Annotated in this window: 14 protein-coding genes and 1 rRNA gene; 9 read left to right on the top strand and 6 right to left on the bottom strand. The window is 49.7% G+C overall.

Going from position 1 to position 15,822, the window contains the following annotated elements; genetic code table 11:
* Window positions 1-4: 4 nt before the first annotated feature.
* From rrf to tsaD, 5 genes are all read left to right on the top strand, one after another.
* Window positions 5-121: ribosomal RNA gene (gene rrf / locus EWH91_RS11775) — 5S ribosomal RNA — on the top strand.
* Window positions 122-1,355: 1,234 nt separating this feature from the next.
* A complete protein-coding gene (gene tsaE, locus EWH91_RS11770) occupies window positions 1,356-1,823 on the top strand; it encodes a tRNA (adenosine(37)-N6)-threonylcarbamoyltransferase complex ATPase subunit type 1 TsaE (protein WP_129930233.1) in 468 nt (155 codons plus the stop codon).
* Window positions 1,804-2,496 (top strand): tRNA (adenosine(37)-N6)-threonylcarbamoyltransferase complex dimerization subunit type 1 TsaB, encoded by a 693-nt coding sequence (tsaB, locus tag EWH91_RS11765; protein ID WP_129930232.1) that lies wholly within the window; start codon window positions 1,804-1,806, stop codon window positions 2,494-2,496. Before tsaE ends, tsaB begins: the two co-directional genes overlap by 20 nt.
* A 5-nt stretch (window positions 2,497-2,501) precedes the next feature.
* Window positions 2,502-2,957: a ribosomal protein S18-alanine N-acetyltransferase gene (gene rimI / locus EWH91_RS11760; RefSeq protein ID WP_129930231.1), complete on the top strand. Its 456-nt coding sequence runs from the start codon at window positions 2,502-2,504 to the stop codon at window positions 2,955-2,957.
* 8 nt (window positions 2,958-2,965) lie between these two features.
* Entirely contained in the window at window positions 2,966-3,982 is a 1,017-nt protein-coding gene (gene tsaD / locus EWH91_RS11755; protein ID WP_326407612.1) for a tRNA (adenosine(37)-N6)-threonylcarbamoyltransferase complex transferase subunit TsaD, read from the top strand.
* Window positions 3,983-4,161: 179 nt separating this feature from the next.
* Here tsaD and EWH91_RS11750 read toward each other — a convergent pair whose 3' ends face one another.
* Window positions 4,162-4,971 carry a ZIP family metal transporter gene (locus EWH91_RS11750; protein WP_129930230.1) on the bottom strand — a complete coding sequence of 270 codons (810 nt, stop codon included), beginning with the start codon at window positions 4,969-4,971 and terminating at the stop codon, window positions 4,162-4,164.
* Window positions 4,972-5,027: 56 nt separating this feature from the next.
* A complete protein-coding gene (locus tag EWH91_RS11745; RefSeq protein ID WP_129930229.1) occupies window positions 5,028-6,989 on the bottom strand; it encodes an ABC-F family ATP-binding cassette domain-containing protein in 1,962 nt (653 codons plus the stop codon).
* Window positions 6,990-7,198: 209 nt separating this feature from the next.
* On the opposite strand from EWH91_RS11745, the gene EWH91_RS11740 reads away from it, so the two are divergent.
* Window positions 7,199-7,843, top strand: coding sequence for a redox-sensing transcriptional repressor Rex (locus EWH91_RS11740; RefSeq protein ID WP_129930228.1), 645 nt, complete (start codon window positions 7,199-7,201; stop codon window positions 7,841-7,843).
* 83 nt (window positions 7,844-7,926) lie between these two features.
* Complete coding sequence (gene map, locus EWH91_RS11735) at window positions 7,927-8,685, top strand: type I methionyl aminopeptidase (RefSeq protein WP_129930227.1); 759 nt, start codon at window positions 7,927-7,929, stop codon at window positions 8,683-8,685.
* Window positions 8,686-8,855: 170 nt separating this feature from the next.
* Here the strand turns inward: map and EWH91_RS11730 are convergent, their stop codons facing one another.
* Entirely contained in the window at window positions 8,856-9,536 is a 681-nt protein-coding gene (locus EWH91_RS11730; RefSeq protein WP_129930226.1) for a CPBP family intramembrane glutamic endopeptidase, read from the bottom strand.
* Window positions 9,537-9,974: 438 nt separating this feature from the next.
* Between EWH91_RS11730 and groES the strand changes: the two genes are divergently transcribed.
* Together groES and groL are read left to right on the top strand one after the other, a co-directional pair.
* On the top strand, window positions 9,975-10,259 hold the full coding sequence (gene groES / locus EWH91_RS11725; protein ID WP_129930225.1) for a co-chaperone GroES: 285 nt from the start codon (window positions 9,975-9,977) through the stop codon (window positions 10,257-10,259).
* 34 nt (window positions 10,260-10,293) lie between these two features.
* A complete protein-coding gene (gene groL / locus EWH91_RS11720; RefSeq protein WP_129930224.1) occupies window positions 10,294-11,922 on the top strand; it encodes a chaperonin GroEL in 1,629 nt (542 codons plus the stop codon).
* Between the two features lie 906 nt (window positions 11,923-12,828).
* Here groL and EWH91_RS14775 read toward each other — a convergent pair.
* The 3 genes from EWH91_RS14775 to aroF form a co-directional block, all read right to left on the bottom strand.
* Window positions 12,829-13,308 (bottom strand): hypothetical protein, encoded by a 480-nt coding sequence (locus tag EWH91_RS14775; protein ID WP_240697352.1) that lies wholly within the window; start codon window positions 13,306-13,308, stop codon window positions 12,829-12,831.
* 380 nt (window positions 13,309-13,688) lie between these two features.
* Complete coding sequence (gene aroB, locus EWH91_RS11705) at window positions 13,689-14,774, bottom strand: 3-dehydroquinate synthase (RefSeq protein WP_129930222.1); 1,086 nt, start codon at window positions 14,772-14,774, stop codon at window positions 13,689-13,691.
* Window positions 14,771-15,772, bottom strand: a complete 1,002-nt coding sequence (gene aroF, locus EWH91_RS11700; RefSeq protein ID WP_129930221.1) for a 3-deoxy-7-phosphoheptulonate synthase — start codon at window positions 15,770-15,772, stop codon at window positions 14,771-14,773. The genes aroB and aroF overlap by 4 nt, the downstream gene beginning before the upstream one ends.
* Between the last annotated feature and the right edge of the window lie 50 nt (window positions 15,773-15,822).

Genomic DNA, 15,822 nt, shown 5'->3' with positions numbered 1-15,822 from the left:
TCAGTCTGGCGGTCATAGCGAAGAGGTCACACCCGTTCCCATCCCGAACACGGTCGTTAAGCTCTTCTGTGCCGATGGTAGTGGGGGGTTGCCCCCCTGTGAGAGTAGGTCACTGCCAGGCAAATGATTAAAGAGGCATTTCCCGAAAAGTGGGGAATGCCTCTTTTCGTCGGTGATCCTGATTCTTCATCTGATAACGCTTCTGATCGTCCCGGGATTTCCCGTGACAGGAATCATGTGTGACATGTGAATAAAGTGCTTTACAATTAGATTTAAGTTATTCGCCGGATGAAAAAGTGCTTTCCTGAAAGATGATGTGACGCAGCAGGATCGAACGGTGATTTTGATTGAAGCCGGCGATCTGGCTGATAAGTTCTGAAAATAGACCGATAAATCCTGAATGTTGACCGATAAATCTCTTCCAGACAGATCCATCATTTTCGTCACACGCTAGCATCAACTATGCAATCAAACACGAACGCCGAAAGTTGTATCGATAAAGTCGTCTTGACGTGCATAAAAATTGTATGATTGATCCAAATGCATATCAATCCCAAATAATTCAGCGGGACTCCCGGATATATCAGCCAGTGTACGCCTTATTTCAGCCGGGGAAATGGAATTCAGCCAATTGCCACCGGTTATCAGCCGATGCCCCGGATAATTCAGCGGGACTCCGGGATATATCAGCCGGATTATGCCATATTTCAGCCGGGGGAATGGAATTCAGCCAGCTGCCACCGGTTATCAGCCGATGCCCCGGATAATTCAGCGGGACTCCCGGATATATCAGCCGGATTACGCCATATTTCAGCCGGGGCCAGGAATTCAGCCAGCTGCCACCGGTTATCAGCCGATACCCCGGATAATTCAGCGGGACTCCGGGATATATCAGCCGGATTACGCCATATATCAGCCGGGAAAATGGAATTCAGCCAGCTGCCACCGGTTATCAGCCGGTACCCCGGATAATTCAGCGGGACTCTCGGATATATCAGCCAGTGTACGCCATATTTCAGCCGGGGCCGAGAATTCAGCCAATTGCCACTGGTTATCAGCCGATACCCCGGATAATTCAGCGGGACTCCCGGATATATCAGCCGGATTACGCCATATTTCAGCCGGGGCCAGGAATTCAGCCAGCTACCACTGGTTATCAGCCGATACCCCGAATAATTCAGCGGGACTCCCGGATATATCAGCCGGTGTACGCCATATTTCAGCCGCGGCAATGAGATGAAACACCCGGGCACGATCCACGAGGCGAACCCGGGAGCGAAAAAAAGTCAGTTATGGTACACTAACCATATGTCAGGCGGGAGTGAACCCGCCTGGATAATGAGAAGGTGGGAGCCATGAAACAGTGGATCGTCCATTCAAGAGAAGAGACAATGAACTTTGCGGAAAAAATGGCGGAACATCTGACAGCAAATGATGTTCTGACGCTGTCCGGGGAACTTGGTACGGGGAAAACCGTTTTTACCAAGGGTCTGGCCAGGGGCCTGGGCATTAAAGAAATGGTCAGCAGCCCGACGTTTACCGTAGTAAAGGAATACAGAAGCGGGCGACTGCCCCTTTTTCATATGGATGTCTATCGGATCAGTGATGATGAGGATATCGGGCTTGAAGATTATTATGATCAGGGTGGTGTAACGGTGATTGAATGGGCTGAGAATATTCCTTCCTGGCTTCCCGGGGATTATCTGTCTGTTGCGATTGCCAGAACAGGTCAGACTGAAAGATCACTGATGCTTTCTGCTCATGGCGCAAGATCGGAAACCTTATACAGGGAGATAATGCACGATGCATGTACTGGCCATTGATTCATCTAACCTGGTCATGGGTGTTGCGGTTGCAACAGAAGATAAAGTTCTGGGTGAACTCATGACGAACAGTAAAAAAAATCATTCGGAACGGCTGATGCCGGCTATTTCCAGACTGCTGGAAGATGTCGGTATAGGGCCGGAAGATCTCGACCGGATTGTTGTCGCAAAGGGACCGGGCTCCTATACCGGGCTGCGTATCGGCATTACCATTGCCAAAATGCTCGCCTGGACGCTGAAGAAAGAGCTTGCCGGTGTATCCAGCCTTGAGGTCGTCGCTCAGAACGGGCGGTATTTTAATGGCCTTGTTGCTCCGTTCTTTGATGCGCGTCGCGGCCAGGTTTTTGCCGGACTGTATCAGAACAGAAACGGTCATATGGAACCGGTGATGTCTGATCGGCTGCTGCTTATGGAGGATTGGCTGGCAGAACTGGAAAAGACTGCCAGACCGATTCTTTTCTTAAGCAATGATCTGAGTAAGTGGCAGGAGCGGCTTAAGGGCTTCCCGCAGGCTCACACCGGGAGCCCGGCAGAACGGGTGCCGAGGGCCGGGGAACTGGCACGCCTGGGCATAGAAAAAGAGCCGGAGTCAGACATTCATCACTTTCTGCCCACCTATCTTCGCCTGGCTGAGGCCGAGGCAAACTGGCTGAAACGCCAGCGTCAGGAGTGAAGCAGATGATGCAGCAGCAATCCATAACGATCCGGCCCATGACCTTTGCTGATATTGAGCAGGTTATGCTGGTGGAACACAGTGCATTCGACGTGCCGTGGTCAAGGCAGGCGTTTGAGAACGAACTGAAGCATAATCACTTTGCTTTCTATTATGTGGCAGATGTTGCAGGTAAGCTTATCGGTTATTGCGGGGTCTGGCTGATTGTCGATGAAGCTCATATCACGAATCTGGCTGTCCTTGCCGGGTACAGAGGGCGAAAAACGGGAGAGACCCTTCTTCGTACAGTCATGATGCTGGCACGCTCCCGGCGTTGCAGAACAATGAGTCTGGAAGTGCGCGCGGGTAACTTCATCGCGCAGAATCTGTACAGGAAACTCGGCTTTCGTCACGGAGGAATCCGTGAAAAATATTATTCCAATAACGGTGAAGATGCTCTGGTTATGTGGGTGAATTTATAATGATAAAAATCGATCAGAAAACAATGATTCTTGGTATTGAAACGAGTTGTGATGAAACGGCGGCGGCAGTTGTTGAAAATGGAACGATCATTCGTTCTAATGCCGTTGCTTCACAGATAGATATTCAAAGAAGATTTGGCGGGGTGGTGCCTGAAGTGGCTTCCCGCCATCACGTTGATCAGATTACGGTGGTCTGCGAAGAGGCGATGAACCGGTCGGGTGTGACATGGAAGGATCTAGATGCTGTGGCCGTGACGCAGGGGCCGGGTCTGATCGGCGCACTGCTGGTTGGCGTAAATGGAGCCAAGGCGCTCTGCTTTGCCCATCATCTGCCGCTTGTTCCCGTTCATCACATCACCGGACACATCTACGCCAATCGGTTCGTTCATGAGCTCAGGTTCCCGCTGATTGCGCTGGTTGTCTCCGGAGGCCATACGGAGCTTGTTTATATGAAGGAACATGGCTCGTATCAGGTCGTTGGTACAACCCGAGACGACGCTGCAGGTGAAGCTTTTGACAAGGTAGCACGTACGCTGGGGCTCCCTTATCCCGGCGGACCGGAAATCGACCGGCTGGCAAGGGAGGGAAAAGCGGTGATTCCTTTCCCAAGAGCGTGGCTTGAAGAAGGGTCGCTTGATTTCAGCTTCAGCGGGCTGAAATCTTCGGTGATCAATTATATTCACAATGAGCGGCAGCGAGGCCGGAATATTGACCGGGCAAATGTGGCGGCAAGTTTCCAGGAAAGTGTTTCCGAAGTCCTGACGAAAAAAACAATGTGGGCTGCAGAAAGATTTGGTGCCGTGCAGATCCTTGTTGCCGGAGGTGTTTCGGCGAACAGCAGAATCAGAAGCGAAATGGAAAAAACCGCCCGGACGCGCGGTATTCCTCTGTCGATTCCTCCGCTTAAATTATGCACAGACAATGCGGCAATGATTGCGGCGGCCGGAACCATTGGCTATCTCAAGGGGACAAGGGCGGACCTGTCCTTAAATGGAAGCGCAAATCTGCGGATCGAAGATTTTTGATTCTTTCGGCCTTTTGCTCCATGGCTTCAGGCAGACCTGATACTGAAGAAAAACCGGCCGGCGGGGTAAATGGCAGACGCCGCCCGCGGGCTTCGTTTTTCTGAACCTTTTTTTTCTCAAAAGTTTTATACCTTCTAAAGGGTGATGGGCATCAAGTCCATCGCCTTTTTAAAATCGGATCAGCCGAGTGCCACATCGAGCGTCATCATGATAGCAAATCCGATCATGGTTGCTGCTGTAGCCAGATCTGTAGATCCTTCCCGCTGGGATTCGGGAATCAGTTCCTCAATGACGACGAAGATCATCGCGCCGGCAGCAAAAGCCAGAGCATAGGGTAAAACCGGCGATACAACGACGACAAGGAACGCACCGATGACGGCGAAGATGGGCTCGACAACGGCAGACAGCTGGCCGTACCAGAAACTTTTGCCTCGTGAAAGGCCTTCGCCGCGAAGAGGTATGGAAACAGCGGCACCCTCAGGAAAATTCTGGATCCCGATACCGAAGGCCAGAACCAGGGCGGCGATGAGCGATTCAGTATTTCCGGTAACAACAGCTCCGAAGGCGACGCCGACAGCGGCACCTTCCGGAATATTATGAATGGTAATGGAAAGAACGAGCAGAATGATTTTCCGCAGCTTTGTTTTCGGCCCTTCTTTTTCAACTTCCGGAAAGCCGAAATGCAGATGAGGGATCAGCCGGTCAACGAGGCGCAGGAAGACTCCGCCAAGTAAGAAACCGACGAGTGCGGGAATGAATGAAAGTTTGCCAAGACCGGAACTCAATTCAATAGCCGGTGAGAGCAGAGACCAGAAACTGGCCGCAATCATCACCCCGGCAGCAAATCCAAGCATTACATTAGCCATTTTTGTGTTCAGATTTTTAAAGAAAAAGACGAGCGAGGCGCCCAGTGCTGTGCAGCCCCATGTAAACAGACCTGCAATAAGTGCAAGCAGTATTGGATTTAATGATGCGAGCTGGTGAAACATGTTCAGGACCTCCTTGTTCATCCCCGTTCCTTTTTTCGTGACTAGTGATTCCCGGCCTATTCGCCAAGGTTCTCAAGCTCCTGCTGATCTGACTCCCATCTCTCCATCAGCGTTTCGATTTGTGCATTGTTCTGATCAATTTGCGATTGCACTTCCTTTGCCTTCTTTGTGTCGTTGAAAACGGCAGGCGACAGGAGCGATTTTTCGCCCTTGTCAATATCGGCTTCAAGACCGCTGATTTCTTTTTCGGTCTGTTCAATGGTACGCAGCAGCTGTCTCCGTTTCTTTTTCTTCTCTTTATCCTTCAGAAAATGCTGTTTCCCTGACGAAGCAGGAGCTTTCTCGGATTTTGCAGGAGCGCTCTGTCCATCCTGTGCATCAAGTTCTTCAATTTCCCGCTGCTCCTCCTTTTTGTCTACGTAATAATCATAATTTCCAAGATACTCGGTGATCCCCTCTCTGGACAGTTCAAGAGTACGGGTCGCAAGATGATTGATAAAATACCGGTCATGCGAAACAAAAAGGATAGTCCCGGGATAATCCATCAGTGCCGCCTCAAGAACTTCTTTGCTGTCCAGATCCAGATGGTTGGTCGGTTCATCCAGAATCAGAAGGTTGTCATGGCGCATCATCAGTTTGGCCAGAAGAAGCCTTGCTTTTTCTCCGCCACTGAGCTGAGCGACTAATTTTTTGACGTCATCACCCGAGAAGAGAAATCCGCCGAGGACATTTCGGATCTCGTTCTCCGGTTTCAGCGGATAATCATCCCAGAGTTCATTCAGAACCGTCTTTTCCGGGATCAGACTTGTCTGTTCCTGATCATAATAACCGATAGTAACCTGGCTGCCGAGCTGGACGTGACCCGAAATCAGGGTAGATCCTCCGGCAATAGACTTTAAGATCGTTGATTTGCCGATCCCGTTTGGCCCGACAAGTGCCACCCGTTCTCCCCGCGTGATGCGAAAATGGAGGCCGGAGACAATCGGGGAATCCGCGGAGTAGCCGACGGACAGGTCTGAAACAGACAGGACGTCGTTTCCACTCTGTTTTTCAATGTCAAAAGAAAAAGCAGCCGACTTTTCATCTCCGCGTGGTTTATCCATGATGTCCATTTTTTCCAGCTGTTTACGGCGGCTCTGTGCGCGCCGGGTCGTCGACGCCCGGACAATATTCTTCCGGACAAAGTCGTTCAGCCGTTCGATTTCTTTCTGCTGTTTATCGTAGCGCTTCATCGCATTTTCGTATTCCGCCGCCCTCAGTTCCAGATAGCGGGTATAATTGCCATCATATTTATGAACGGTATGATGCACCACTTCATAGACTTTCGTCGCAATTTTATCCATAAAATACTGATCATGGGAGACGACGAGGATACTGCCCGGATAGCGCTGAAGGTAGTTTTCAAGCCAGTTCAGCGTTTCGATATCCAGGTGATTTGTCGGTTCATCCAGAATCAGAAGGTCCGGTTTGAGAAGGAGCAGCTTACCCAGCGCCAGCTGAGTTTTCTGGCCCCCGGACAGGTTGTTGACCGGTGTGTCATCAGGGAAATCGGCAAAATTCAGTCCGTTCAGTACACTGCGGATCTCAGCCTGATACGTATATCCGCCTTTTGCCTTGTATTCTGCCTGAAGCGTGTCATAGGATTTGAGCAGCTGGTTGTACGCTTTGTCATCGGTAAACCGGGAGGGGTCGCTCATCTGTTTCTCCATCTGCTGCATTTTTTTCTCGATTTCAATGAGCGGCTCAAATACGGTCTGCAGTTCGTCAAAGATGCCCCGTGTCGAGTTTAATGTCGCGTTCTGCGGCAGATAGCCCATCGTGCGGTCTTTCGGCATAATGACTTCGCCGCTGTCCGCACGCATCACACCGGCAATGATTTTCAGAAGTGTCGATTTTCCGGCACCGTTTCTTCCGACAAGCGCAACACGTTCACCATATTTCACTTCTATATTAATATCAGATAAAATAAGTTCAGCAGCAAAAGACTTGCTGATCCCATTTGTCTGCAGGAGTATCAATCATGATCACCTCAGGTACGCAATAAGCATTCACACTCATCATTGTATCCTATTCCCGTTTTATCAGGCAACCGGGAATATCGGTTGTGAAAAGAGGAACAAATATGTTTCGTATTGATGTATAGTAAAAAAGAATGATCCGCTTTCATAAATGAATATAATTAAAGAGATACAGGTGGATCGATATAGAGCGGGGAGGAAGGAAAGTCATGGCAGTTCAAAAAGTACCCCAGGCGACTGCGGAACGGCTTCCGGTGTACTACCGGTCGCTTCAGCGCCTGGTGGCAAATGGAAAAACACGCATCTCATCTTCTGAGTTTGGTAAAATTGTGCAGATAGATTCCACAACCATTCGCAAAGATTTTTCTTATTTTGGTGCGCTCGGGAGAAAGGGCTACGGGTATAATACCCGGCATCTGATGGAATTTCTGAGAAAGACTTTATATCAGGATGAATTATCGAAAGTGATTTTAATTGGTGTCGGTCATCTTGGTACAGCGCTCCTGAACCACAACTTACAAAAAAATGATAATACAAGGATTGTGAAAGCTTATGATGTCAATCCCTCGAAAGCGGGTAAGGAGATCGGCGGAACAAAGATTCATACCTTGGATGAACTGAAGACGGACGATAACACCGACATCGCAGCGGCCATTCTGACGGTTCCGGCCGGCCAGGCGCAGAAAGTAGCGGAACTTGCCATAGCTTCTGGTATACACGGGTTTCTGAACTTTGCTCCGGTCCGCCTGCAGCTGCCGCCTGACGTTTATGTCCGCCATGTCGACATGACGGTAGAGCTCCAGGCGCTGATTTATTTTCTGAATCATGCAATAGAAGAAAAGCAATCTCAATAATCTTAACGCCGATAAAGTGTTACAATACAAAGTGTTATGCTCTGGTAAAGTAGACACGGGAAAGATAAAGGTGGAATGTACGGATGATTCAGTTAAAATCAAAGAATGAAATAGCCGAGATGAAAAAGTCCGGCAGATTACTTGCACTGACGCATCAGAAAATCAGATCGATGATCAGGCCGGGGGTCACCACCTGGGACATCGAAGAATTCGTCAATGATTTTCTGAAAAAAAACGGTGCCACTCCGGAGGAAAAGGGATTTCAGGGCTATAAATATGCAACCTGCGCCTCGGTCAATGATGAAATCTGCCATGGTTTTCCAAACAAAAAGCCACTGAAAAACGGTGACATTGTGACGATTGATATGGTTGTAAACCTGAACGGTGCACTGTCCGATTCCGCATGGAGTTATGCAGTTGGAAATATTTCTGATGAAGCGCAGCACCTGCTGGATACGACAAAAGAAGCCCTCTATGAAGGAATAAAGCAATCCGTCGTCGGCAACCGGCTGGGGGACATCGGCCATGCGATCCAGGAATATGCGGAGACGCGTGGACTCAGCGTTGTCCGTGAATTTGTGGGTCATGGGATCGGACCGACCATGCACGAGGATCCGGCCGTCGCCCATTATGGCAAAGCGGGCCGCGGTCTCAGACTCAGGGACGGCATGACGATTACCATTGAGCCGATGCTGAATACCGGAGGCTGGCAGGCGAAAGTTGATAACAATGGCTGGACAGCACGGACGGTGGATGGTTCACTTTCCGCACAATATGAGCATACGATTGCCATTACAAAGGATGGTCCGGAAATTCTGACCACCCTTGATGATGAAGCATAAACAGGGCTGTAAAAAGGATTCCGCTGGATGTGGAATCCTTTTTTTAGTATAAAGTTTTTTTCCAGAATAAGTTTCAGAAAAACAAAGCCTCCGGCGGCGCCCGCAATTTGTCAGCCGGCAGATTGTTCTTCGTCATGAGGCGAAAAGCTACCCCTGTCAACAGGACAGGTTCAGCGGAAGAAGGAGAGAGCCAGGCCTGATATGGCCGGAGCATTCAGGCTGATCAGCACAGCTGCAGCATTCATGGCGGCATGCATGAACATATTGACCACGATCCGATTCGTCATCTGATAGGTAAAGCAGAGGAAAAGTCCGATATTGAAATAGATGATCAGATTGCGGATATCACCATGCATCAATGCGAAAACGAGGGAACTGATAATTGCCGCCAGGATCACACCTGTTTTTCTGCGCAGGCTGCCATAGAAGATCTTACGGAAAACAATTTCTTCCAGCAGCGGGCCGACGATACTGACCGTTAAAATAAAGATCGGGGACATACGGGCCAGAGAAATAATGTCCTGCGTATGTTCCGATTTCGGAATCTGTCCAAATGCGGCATAATTGATCAACACAGACAGAACCTGAATCAGGTAGAGAGCGAAGACGCCGAGTACCGCCCAGACGACCGAGATCAGCGGAGAAGCTTTTTTATCTGAACGCATGTGCCGCTCAGGAAGCAGCAGCAGCAGAACAACCGCCAGTGTGATCAGAAAGACGCCGGTATAAACCGTTCCATATCCCTGCTGAATCGTCGGGAACCGGCCGGCAAGCCACATGAAACCTGGTATAAAAGGGGAGATAAAGCATAGTAAATAAATAACCACAATCATAATATAGCGTTTCAGCAAATCCCGGACACCTCATATCTCTGTTAGAATGAAAAAAGCACGTCAGAAACGGTAATATGTATCCCGCATGAACGGGCAGTGAGCCTCCCATCTTAAAGTTATGAGGGTAAACGAACCGGCCCGGGTGGAGAATCACAGCCCGCAGCAGCTCGATGGGTTCAAAGGGACCCCTCACTGGTTGGCGTTTCACTTTATTTTAGCATACATCAGAGAACAATCTGCTGATGGCGCCTGATTGACACAATCTCCGGCCGGCAATGAACGGACGGAAGCCCTTGAAGCCCTTCCTGAAGCGGTGCATCGGGTGCGATAAATTTTTAAGGAAAAACTTGCAAAAAGGGTGGGAATTGATTATTATATTAGATGGATTAGCACTCAGAAGCAGAGAGTGCTAACAAAAGGATTTCACTTAACACCTTTTAAGGAGGGTATTTTTTCATGTTAAAGCCATTAGGTGATCGGATCGTCATCGAACCACAAGAAAAGGAAGAGAAGACGGCAAGTGGTATCGTGCTGCCTGACTCGGCTAAAGAAAAGCCTCAGGAGGGACGGGTTGTCGCAGTCGGCGCGGGCAAGGTGTCCGACAAGGGCGAACGTATTGCACTTGATGTGAAAGAAGGAGACAAAGTAATCTTTTCAAAATATGCGGGTACTGAAGTCAAATATGACGGCAAGGCCTATCTTGTTGTTCGTCAGGATGACGTTCTCGCAGTTGTTGAATGAAACGGATAAATAATATCAGGAGGGAATTTTTATAATGGCAAAAGATATTAAGTTTGGCGAAGAAGCGCGCCGCTCCATGCTGAACGGTGTAGACATTCTGGCAAATGCGGTAAAGGTTACGCTCGGACCGAAAGGCCGCAACGTCGTACTTGATAAAAAATATGGCTCACCGCTGATCACAAACGACGGTGTCACGATTGCAAAAGAAATTGAACTTGAAAATAAATTTGAGAATATGGGTGCACGTCTTGTTTCCGAAGTAGCCAGCAAAACAAACGATGTTGCGGGTGACGGAACCACGACTGCAACAGTTCTTGCACAGGCCATGATTCGCGAAGGTCTGAAAAATGTTGCTTCCGGTGCGAATCCGATGGGTATTCGCCGCGGTATTGAAAAAGCGACTGAAGTTGCTGTAGAAGGTCTGAAGAAGATCTCCAAACCGATCGAGGGCAAAGATTCAATCGCTCAGGTTGCCTCTATTTCTGCAGCTGACGAGAAAGTCGGCGGACTGATCGCTGAAGCGATGGAAAAGGTCGGCAACGACGGTGTGGTAACAATTGAAGAATCCAAAGGCTTCGCAACGGAACTGGATGTCGTAGAAGGGATGCAGTTCGATCGCGGCTATGCTTCGGCATATATGGCAACAGATCAGGATAAGATGGAAGCCAATCTCGAAGATCCATACATTCTAATTACTGACAAGAAGATTTCAAATATTCAGGAAATCCTTCCTGTACTTGAAAAAGTTGTTCAGCAGGGTAAATCACTTCTGATCATCGCAGAAGATGTTGAAGGTGAAGCACTCGCAACCCTGATTATCAACAAACTGCAGGGCAGATTTACAGCTGTCGCTGTTAAAGCACCTGGATTTGGTGATCGCAGGAAGGCTATGCTGCAAGATATTGCTGTGCTGACAGGCGGTCAGGTGATCACGAGCGACCTTGGCCTTGAACTGAAAGAAACGACCCTTGATCAGTTAGGTTCGGCTGCAAAAGTGATCGTAACGAAGGACGATACAACGATCGTTGAAGGCGCCGGAGATTCTGAAAAGATTGCCGGACGTGTCAACCAGATCAAAGCTCAGCTGGCAGAAACAACTTCCGATTTCGATAAGGAAAAGCTTCAGGAACGCCTGGCTAAACTGGCCGGTGGTGTCGCCGTGATCAAAGTCGGCGCGGCTACTGAAACAGAACTGAAGGAACGCAAACTGCGTATTGAAGATGCCTTGAACTCAACCCGTGCGGCGGTTCAGGAAGGTATTGTTGCCGGAGGCGGTACAGCCCTTGCCAATGTCATCAAAGACGTTGCGGCAGTCGAAGCTGAGGGCGACGAAAAGACCGGTGTCAATATCGTGATTCGCGCTCTTGAAGAACCGGTTCGTCAGATTGGCGAAAACGCCGGACTCGAAGGCTCAGTAATCGTTGAAAAGCTGAAGACCCAGAAAACGGGTGTCGGATACGATGCCGCTAAGAATCAATGGGTAGACATGATTGAAGCCGGTATCGTTGACCCGACTAAGGTAACCCGTTCGGCTCTGCAGAACGCTGCTTCCGTATCAGCCATGATGCTGACCACTGAAGCTGTTGTTGCCGACAAACCGGAAAAAAATCCTGCTCCTCAGGCACCGCAGGCACCAGGAGGCATGGGCGGCGGCATGATGTAATCATGCCTGACCCCCAGGGGACCCGGGCATAGTACGGATATTAATCTGCCATCTATGTGCTGTAAACTGATTTAATAAGGAAATAAGAGGTTTCTCATGAGGTTAGTCTACTGATGAGGGCCTCTTTTTTCGTGCCTTTTTTTGAAGTTAAAGAGACCGGCATCTGCTGCAGCAACAAAACTCTTTCCTGAATGGCTCCCCTGTGTGCCCGGCAGACTGCACATCCATGGTTATGAACAGCAGTGACGATCGGCCCCCTTTTTTTAATGCAGACAAAACTTAAGGATTACGGTCTCACCCAGGATGGCCCGGCATTGCTGCCCGGTGGCTCAATAAATGAGGACATCAGCAGTTCGGGTGAGGTAAGCACGGCAGCACGGTGCTGAGCGCCGGCTGTTTCGGCTCCGAAGCAGGCGCAAAACCGCTTGGCGGAAAAATTCCGTCTAACTCAGTAAAAAGGATCAATGCGAATTTCAATAGACGGAGGGATTCTGCCTATTGACTCAACAAAACATGAAAAGGGGGGATTTTTCATTGCCTAATCGGAAAATCTCCGCTTATGATACTCTGATACGAGTTCCATTCTGCATTTAAGCGGAAAATCTCTGCCTATTAAGCAAACGACTGGATTCACAACTAACGATCCTGTCCATTGTCTGGTTAGTTGGTTGTTGATCGCGCCGAAACAGCTGGGTGGAGAGACGGCCGTTTACGCAAGCAGCCCGCCCCCAGAGGAGAACCCCTCTTCTCATCGTGCTTCTTTGCCCGACTCTTTCTACAACCCGTCCGGACAGGTACATGTCATTTTGGAATGGGGTAAAAATGTGGCGGGTTCGTCATGTTTAAAAGGGCACCCATCACCGGGTGTCCTGATATATGACGGGGGAAATGCCTTTTTGTTCAGATTTAACGATTTTCCTGACGTGGATAAAAGGCTTCATCGATCTCCCATGACTCGACAATCTGTCTTGCCATCCGGGGATCGTAGCCCATGCCCATGAGATACGTGATTGCGGCGACTTCTGTCATTGCGTGATGATGAGAAGTGTACATGGCTTCTTTCATCCCATACTGGAGAACAGGGGCAACGGCACTGAGGACCCGATCTTTCAGATGTGCAGGATGACTATTCGGATTGGGCATCATGTGACCCGGATTCACTTGACCTGGATTCATACTTGGATTCATATAACCCGGATTCATATGACCCGGATTCATGTGACTTGGATTCATATGACCCGGATTCATGTGACTTGGATTCATAGGATCCGGATTCATGTAACCTGGATTCATAGGATCCGGATTCATGTTCCTATAATAGGGGTTCTGAGTCACGTCATTCGGATTCTGGTCCATCTGATAAGGATTCTGATAGTCATAATTCATTACGGATGATCACTCCTGATTCTTTTTTATCCTTTTTGTAGAAAAAAGGTTCAGAAAAGCGAAACTTCAGGCGGCGCCTGCGACCGGCCAGTCGGCAAGTTTTTCTTCACAACACAGTTACTGTATGTGGGCTATTTGTCCGTGGTTACTGAGGCGATCATTTAATAGAGAACGATTCACATCCTTTCTTCTTTTCCCGGATTCGTAAGCCTTGATCTATATCTGCGACAAAGGAAGTCTTTTTTTTTCGGGAAAAAGGAAGAGGAATGATCCATAGCCTGTCTCATAAACATGACGATAGGCAGGAAAAAAACCTCTCTGCTGATGAAAAAGAGGTTTTTTTCTGAATATGGCGTTCAGGATTCTCAATGTTCTGCCGGTTAAGATTCTAAGGAATTTTTTCCGGAGAAAAACAATTGGAGCCGGTCAGTCGGCACAGGATACAGGGCCGGTTCACCCGGCTTCTTTAAATAGACAAGATTGAGGCGGCCGCCGTGATTCTTTTTGTCCGAAATAATTTTATGGTAAAAATCCGAAGTGCCAATCAATGAAGAGTCAAGCGGCAGTCCCACTTCCTGCAGCCGCTGAATCAGGCTGCGGGAGGTACCGGATTCGGTCAGGCCGTAGTTCTCGAACAGTTGCGACAGTCTTGCCATACCGATACTGATGGCTTCGCCGTGAGCCAGTGTGCCTTTGGCCTGAAGCTCAATCGCATGGCCGATCGTGTGGCCAAAATTAAGAATCTGCCGGAGACCGGATTCCTTCTCGTCGGCGATGACGATACGGGCTTTAAAAGCGACACTTTTCTGAATCAGCACCTCTGCCCGGGCAACAATGTCTTCCGGGTGATGGATCTGTCCGGTTGTCTCCCAGAATGAACCGCCTGACAGGGCAGACATTTTGACAATTTCCGCGTATCCTTCGGCGATGTAACGATCCGGGAGGGTTTCAAGAGTGTCGGGATCGATAAAGACGGCATCAGGCTGATAAAACGTGCCCACTATATTTTTGCCTGTATCGAGGTTAACCGCCGTCTTACCACCGACGCTGCTGTCGACCTGTGCCAGAAGTGATGTCGGGACCTGGACGAATGCGATGCCGCGCATATAAGTTGAGGCGACAAAACCGGCAAGATCACCGATCACGCCACCACCCAAAGCGACTATGCCGTCTGATCGTGTAAAATGATGATCGATCAGTGCCCGGTAGAGTGTGACAGCTGTCTCCCAGCTTTTCGAAGACTCTCCGGCCGGTACCTTGAGACTGGTCGCCGGAAAGCCTGCGGTTCGCAGCTGGCGAATGACCTGATCCTGATAAAGGGGGCCAACAGTACTGTCGCTGATGACAGCGACCTTCCCGGGTCTCCAGATCCGGCTGAGCCGATTTCCCAGGTGATGAATCAGGCCGCGGTGAATCAGCACCTTATAGGTTTTGTCTGGCAGATTTACAGAGACTTCCAAAGTCATCCCTCCCAGGTTTCCATAAGCTGTCTGAGCGCTGAAATACGTCTGACCATCCTCAGGTACGTGTCTGGCTTCAGGGCCTGAGGACCGTCGGACATCGCTTCTTCCGGTCGGTCATGAATTTCCACAATCATTCCGCTGGCACCGGCTGCGGTTCCTGCGCAGGCGAGCGGGGCCACCAGATCCCATACACCGGCGGCATGACTCGGATCGACAAGAACCGGGTAGTGCGTCAGCTTCTGCAGAACCGGTACGGCCGCGACATCAAAGGTATTGCGTGTATATTTGTGATCAAACGTCCGAATCCCGCGTTCGATCAGCATGATGTTATGATTACCGCCGCTTGCGATATATTCAGAGGCGTTCAGCAGGTCGTCGATACTGGCCGCCATGCCCCGCTTCAGTGCGACAGGGATACGGGTTTTCCCGACGGCTTTTAACAGTGAAAAGTTCTGCATGTTGCGGGCACCGATCTGCAGTACATCAGCATATTTGGCTACAAGCGGTACATGGGTCTCGTCCATGACTTCCGTAATCACATCCATCCCGTTTTCATCAGCGGCCTCGCGCAGGTAACGCAGCCCCTCTTCACCGAGACCCTGAAAAGAATAGGGGGAGGTGCGGGGCTTGAACGCACCGCCGCGCAGAACGGTTGCGCCGCCTTCCCGGGCGATGCGGGCCATATGGCGGATGTGTCCTTCCGACTCAACGGAGCAGGGACCGGCCATCAGGGTAAAAGCAGGACCGCCGATCACTGAATGCGGGAGCCGAATCACCGTATCTTCAGGATGGAACAGGCGGCTGGCCAGGACATAGGGCGGTGTATCCGTGACGATTTTATCGATGGCGGACGCTTCATGATCCGAGAATTCGCAATGGTTGAGCTCTGTGACGGCCATTCTTGACCCTGCAGTTAAAACCTGCTTGTTAAGCCGGCTGAATTTTGCTGCAAATGCCTTCTGCGTGTCTGGCGTCACGTTTTCCTTGAATTGAATAATCATGTTGTATGACCTCACTTTGGTATAGGTTGATATAATTTTACGTTGCCGGG

The organism is Sporolactobacillus sp. THM19-2 (assembly GCF_004153195.1).
Taxonomy (GTDB): domain Bacteria; phylum Bacillota; class Bacilli; order Bacillales; family Sporolactobacillaceae; genus Sporolactobacillus.
Note: the sequence above shows the minus strand (reverse complement) of the source record. Positions and strands in the feature narration are given on the sequence as shown.

What these genes read in the sequence shown, in the direction of transcription:
- EWH91_RS14775 (WP_240697352.1), bottom strand. Translation starts at nt 13,308, where the DNA reads ATGAATTATGACTATCAGAATCCTTATCAGATGGACCAGAATCCGAAT.
- map (WP_129930227.1), top strand. Translation starts at nt 7,927, where the DNA reads ATGATTCAGTTAAAATCAAAGAATGAAATAGCCGAGATGAAAAAGTCC.
- EWH91_RS11750 (WP_129930230.1), bottom strand. Translation starts at nt 4,971, where the DNA reads ATGTTTCACCAGCTCGCATCATTAAATCCAATACTGCTTGCACTTATT.
- tsaE (WP_129930233.1), top strand. Translation starts at nt 1,356, where the DNA reads ATGAAACAGTGGATCGTCCATTCAAGAGAAGAGACAATGAACTTTGCG.
- aroB (WP_129930222.1), bottom strand. Translation starts at nt 14,774, where the DNA reads ATGACTTTGGAAGTCTCTGTAAATCTGCCAGACAAAACCTATAAGGTG.
- tsaB (WP_129930232.1), top strand. Translation starts at nt 1,804, where the DNA reads ATGCATGTACTGGCCATTGATTCATCTAACCTGGTCATGGGTGTTGCG.
- aroF (WP_129930221.1), bottom strand. Translation starts at nt 15,772, where the DNA reads ATGATTATTCAATTCAAGGAAAACGTGACGCCAGACACGCAGAAGGCA.
- groL (WP_129930224.1), top strand. Translation starts at nt 10,294, where the DNA reads ATGGCAAAAGATATTAAGTTTGGCGAAGAAGCGCGCCGCTCCATGCTG.
- rimI (WP_129930231.1), top strand. Translation starts at nt 2,502, where the DNA reads ATGATGCAGCAGCAATCCATAACGATCCGGCCCATGACCTTTGCTGAT.
- EWH91_RS11740 (WP_129930228.1), top strand. Translation starts at nt 7,199, where the DNA reads ATGGCAGTTCAAAAAGTACCCCAGGCGACTGCGGAACGGCTTCCGGTG.
- groES (WP_129930225.1), top strand. Translation starts at nt 9,975, where the DNA reads ATGTTAAAGCCATTAGGTGATCGGATCGTCATCGAACCACAAGAAAAG.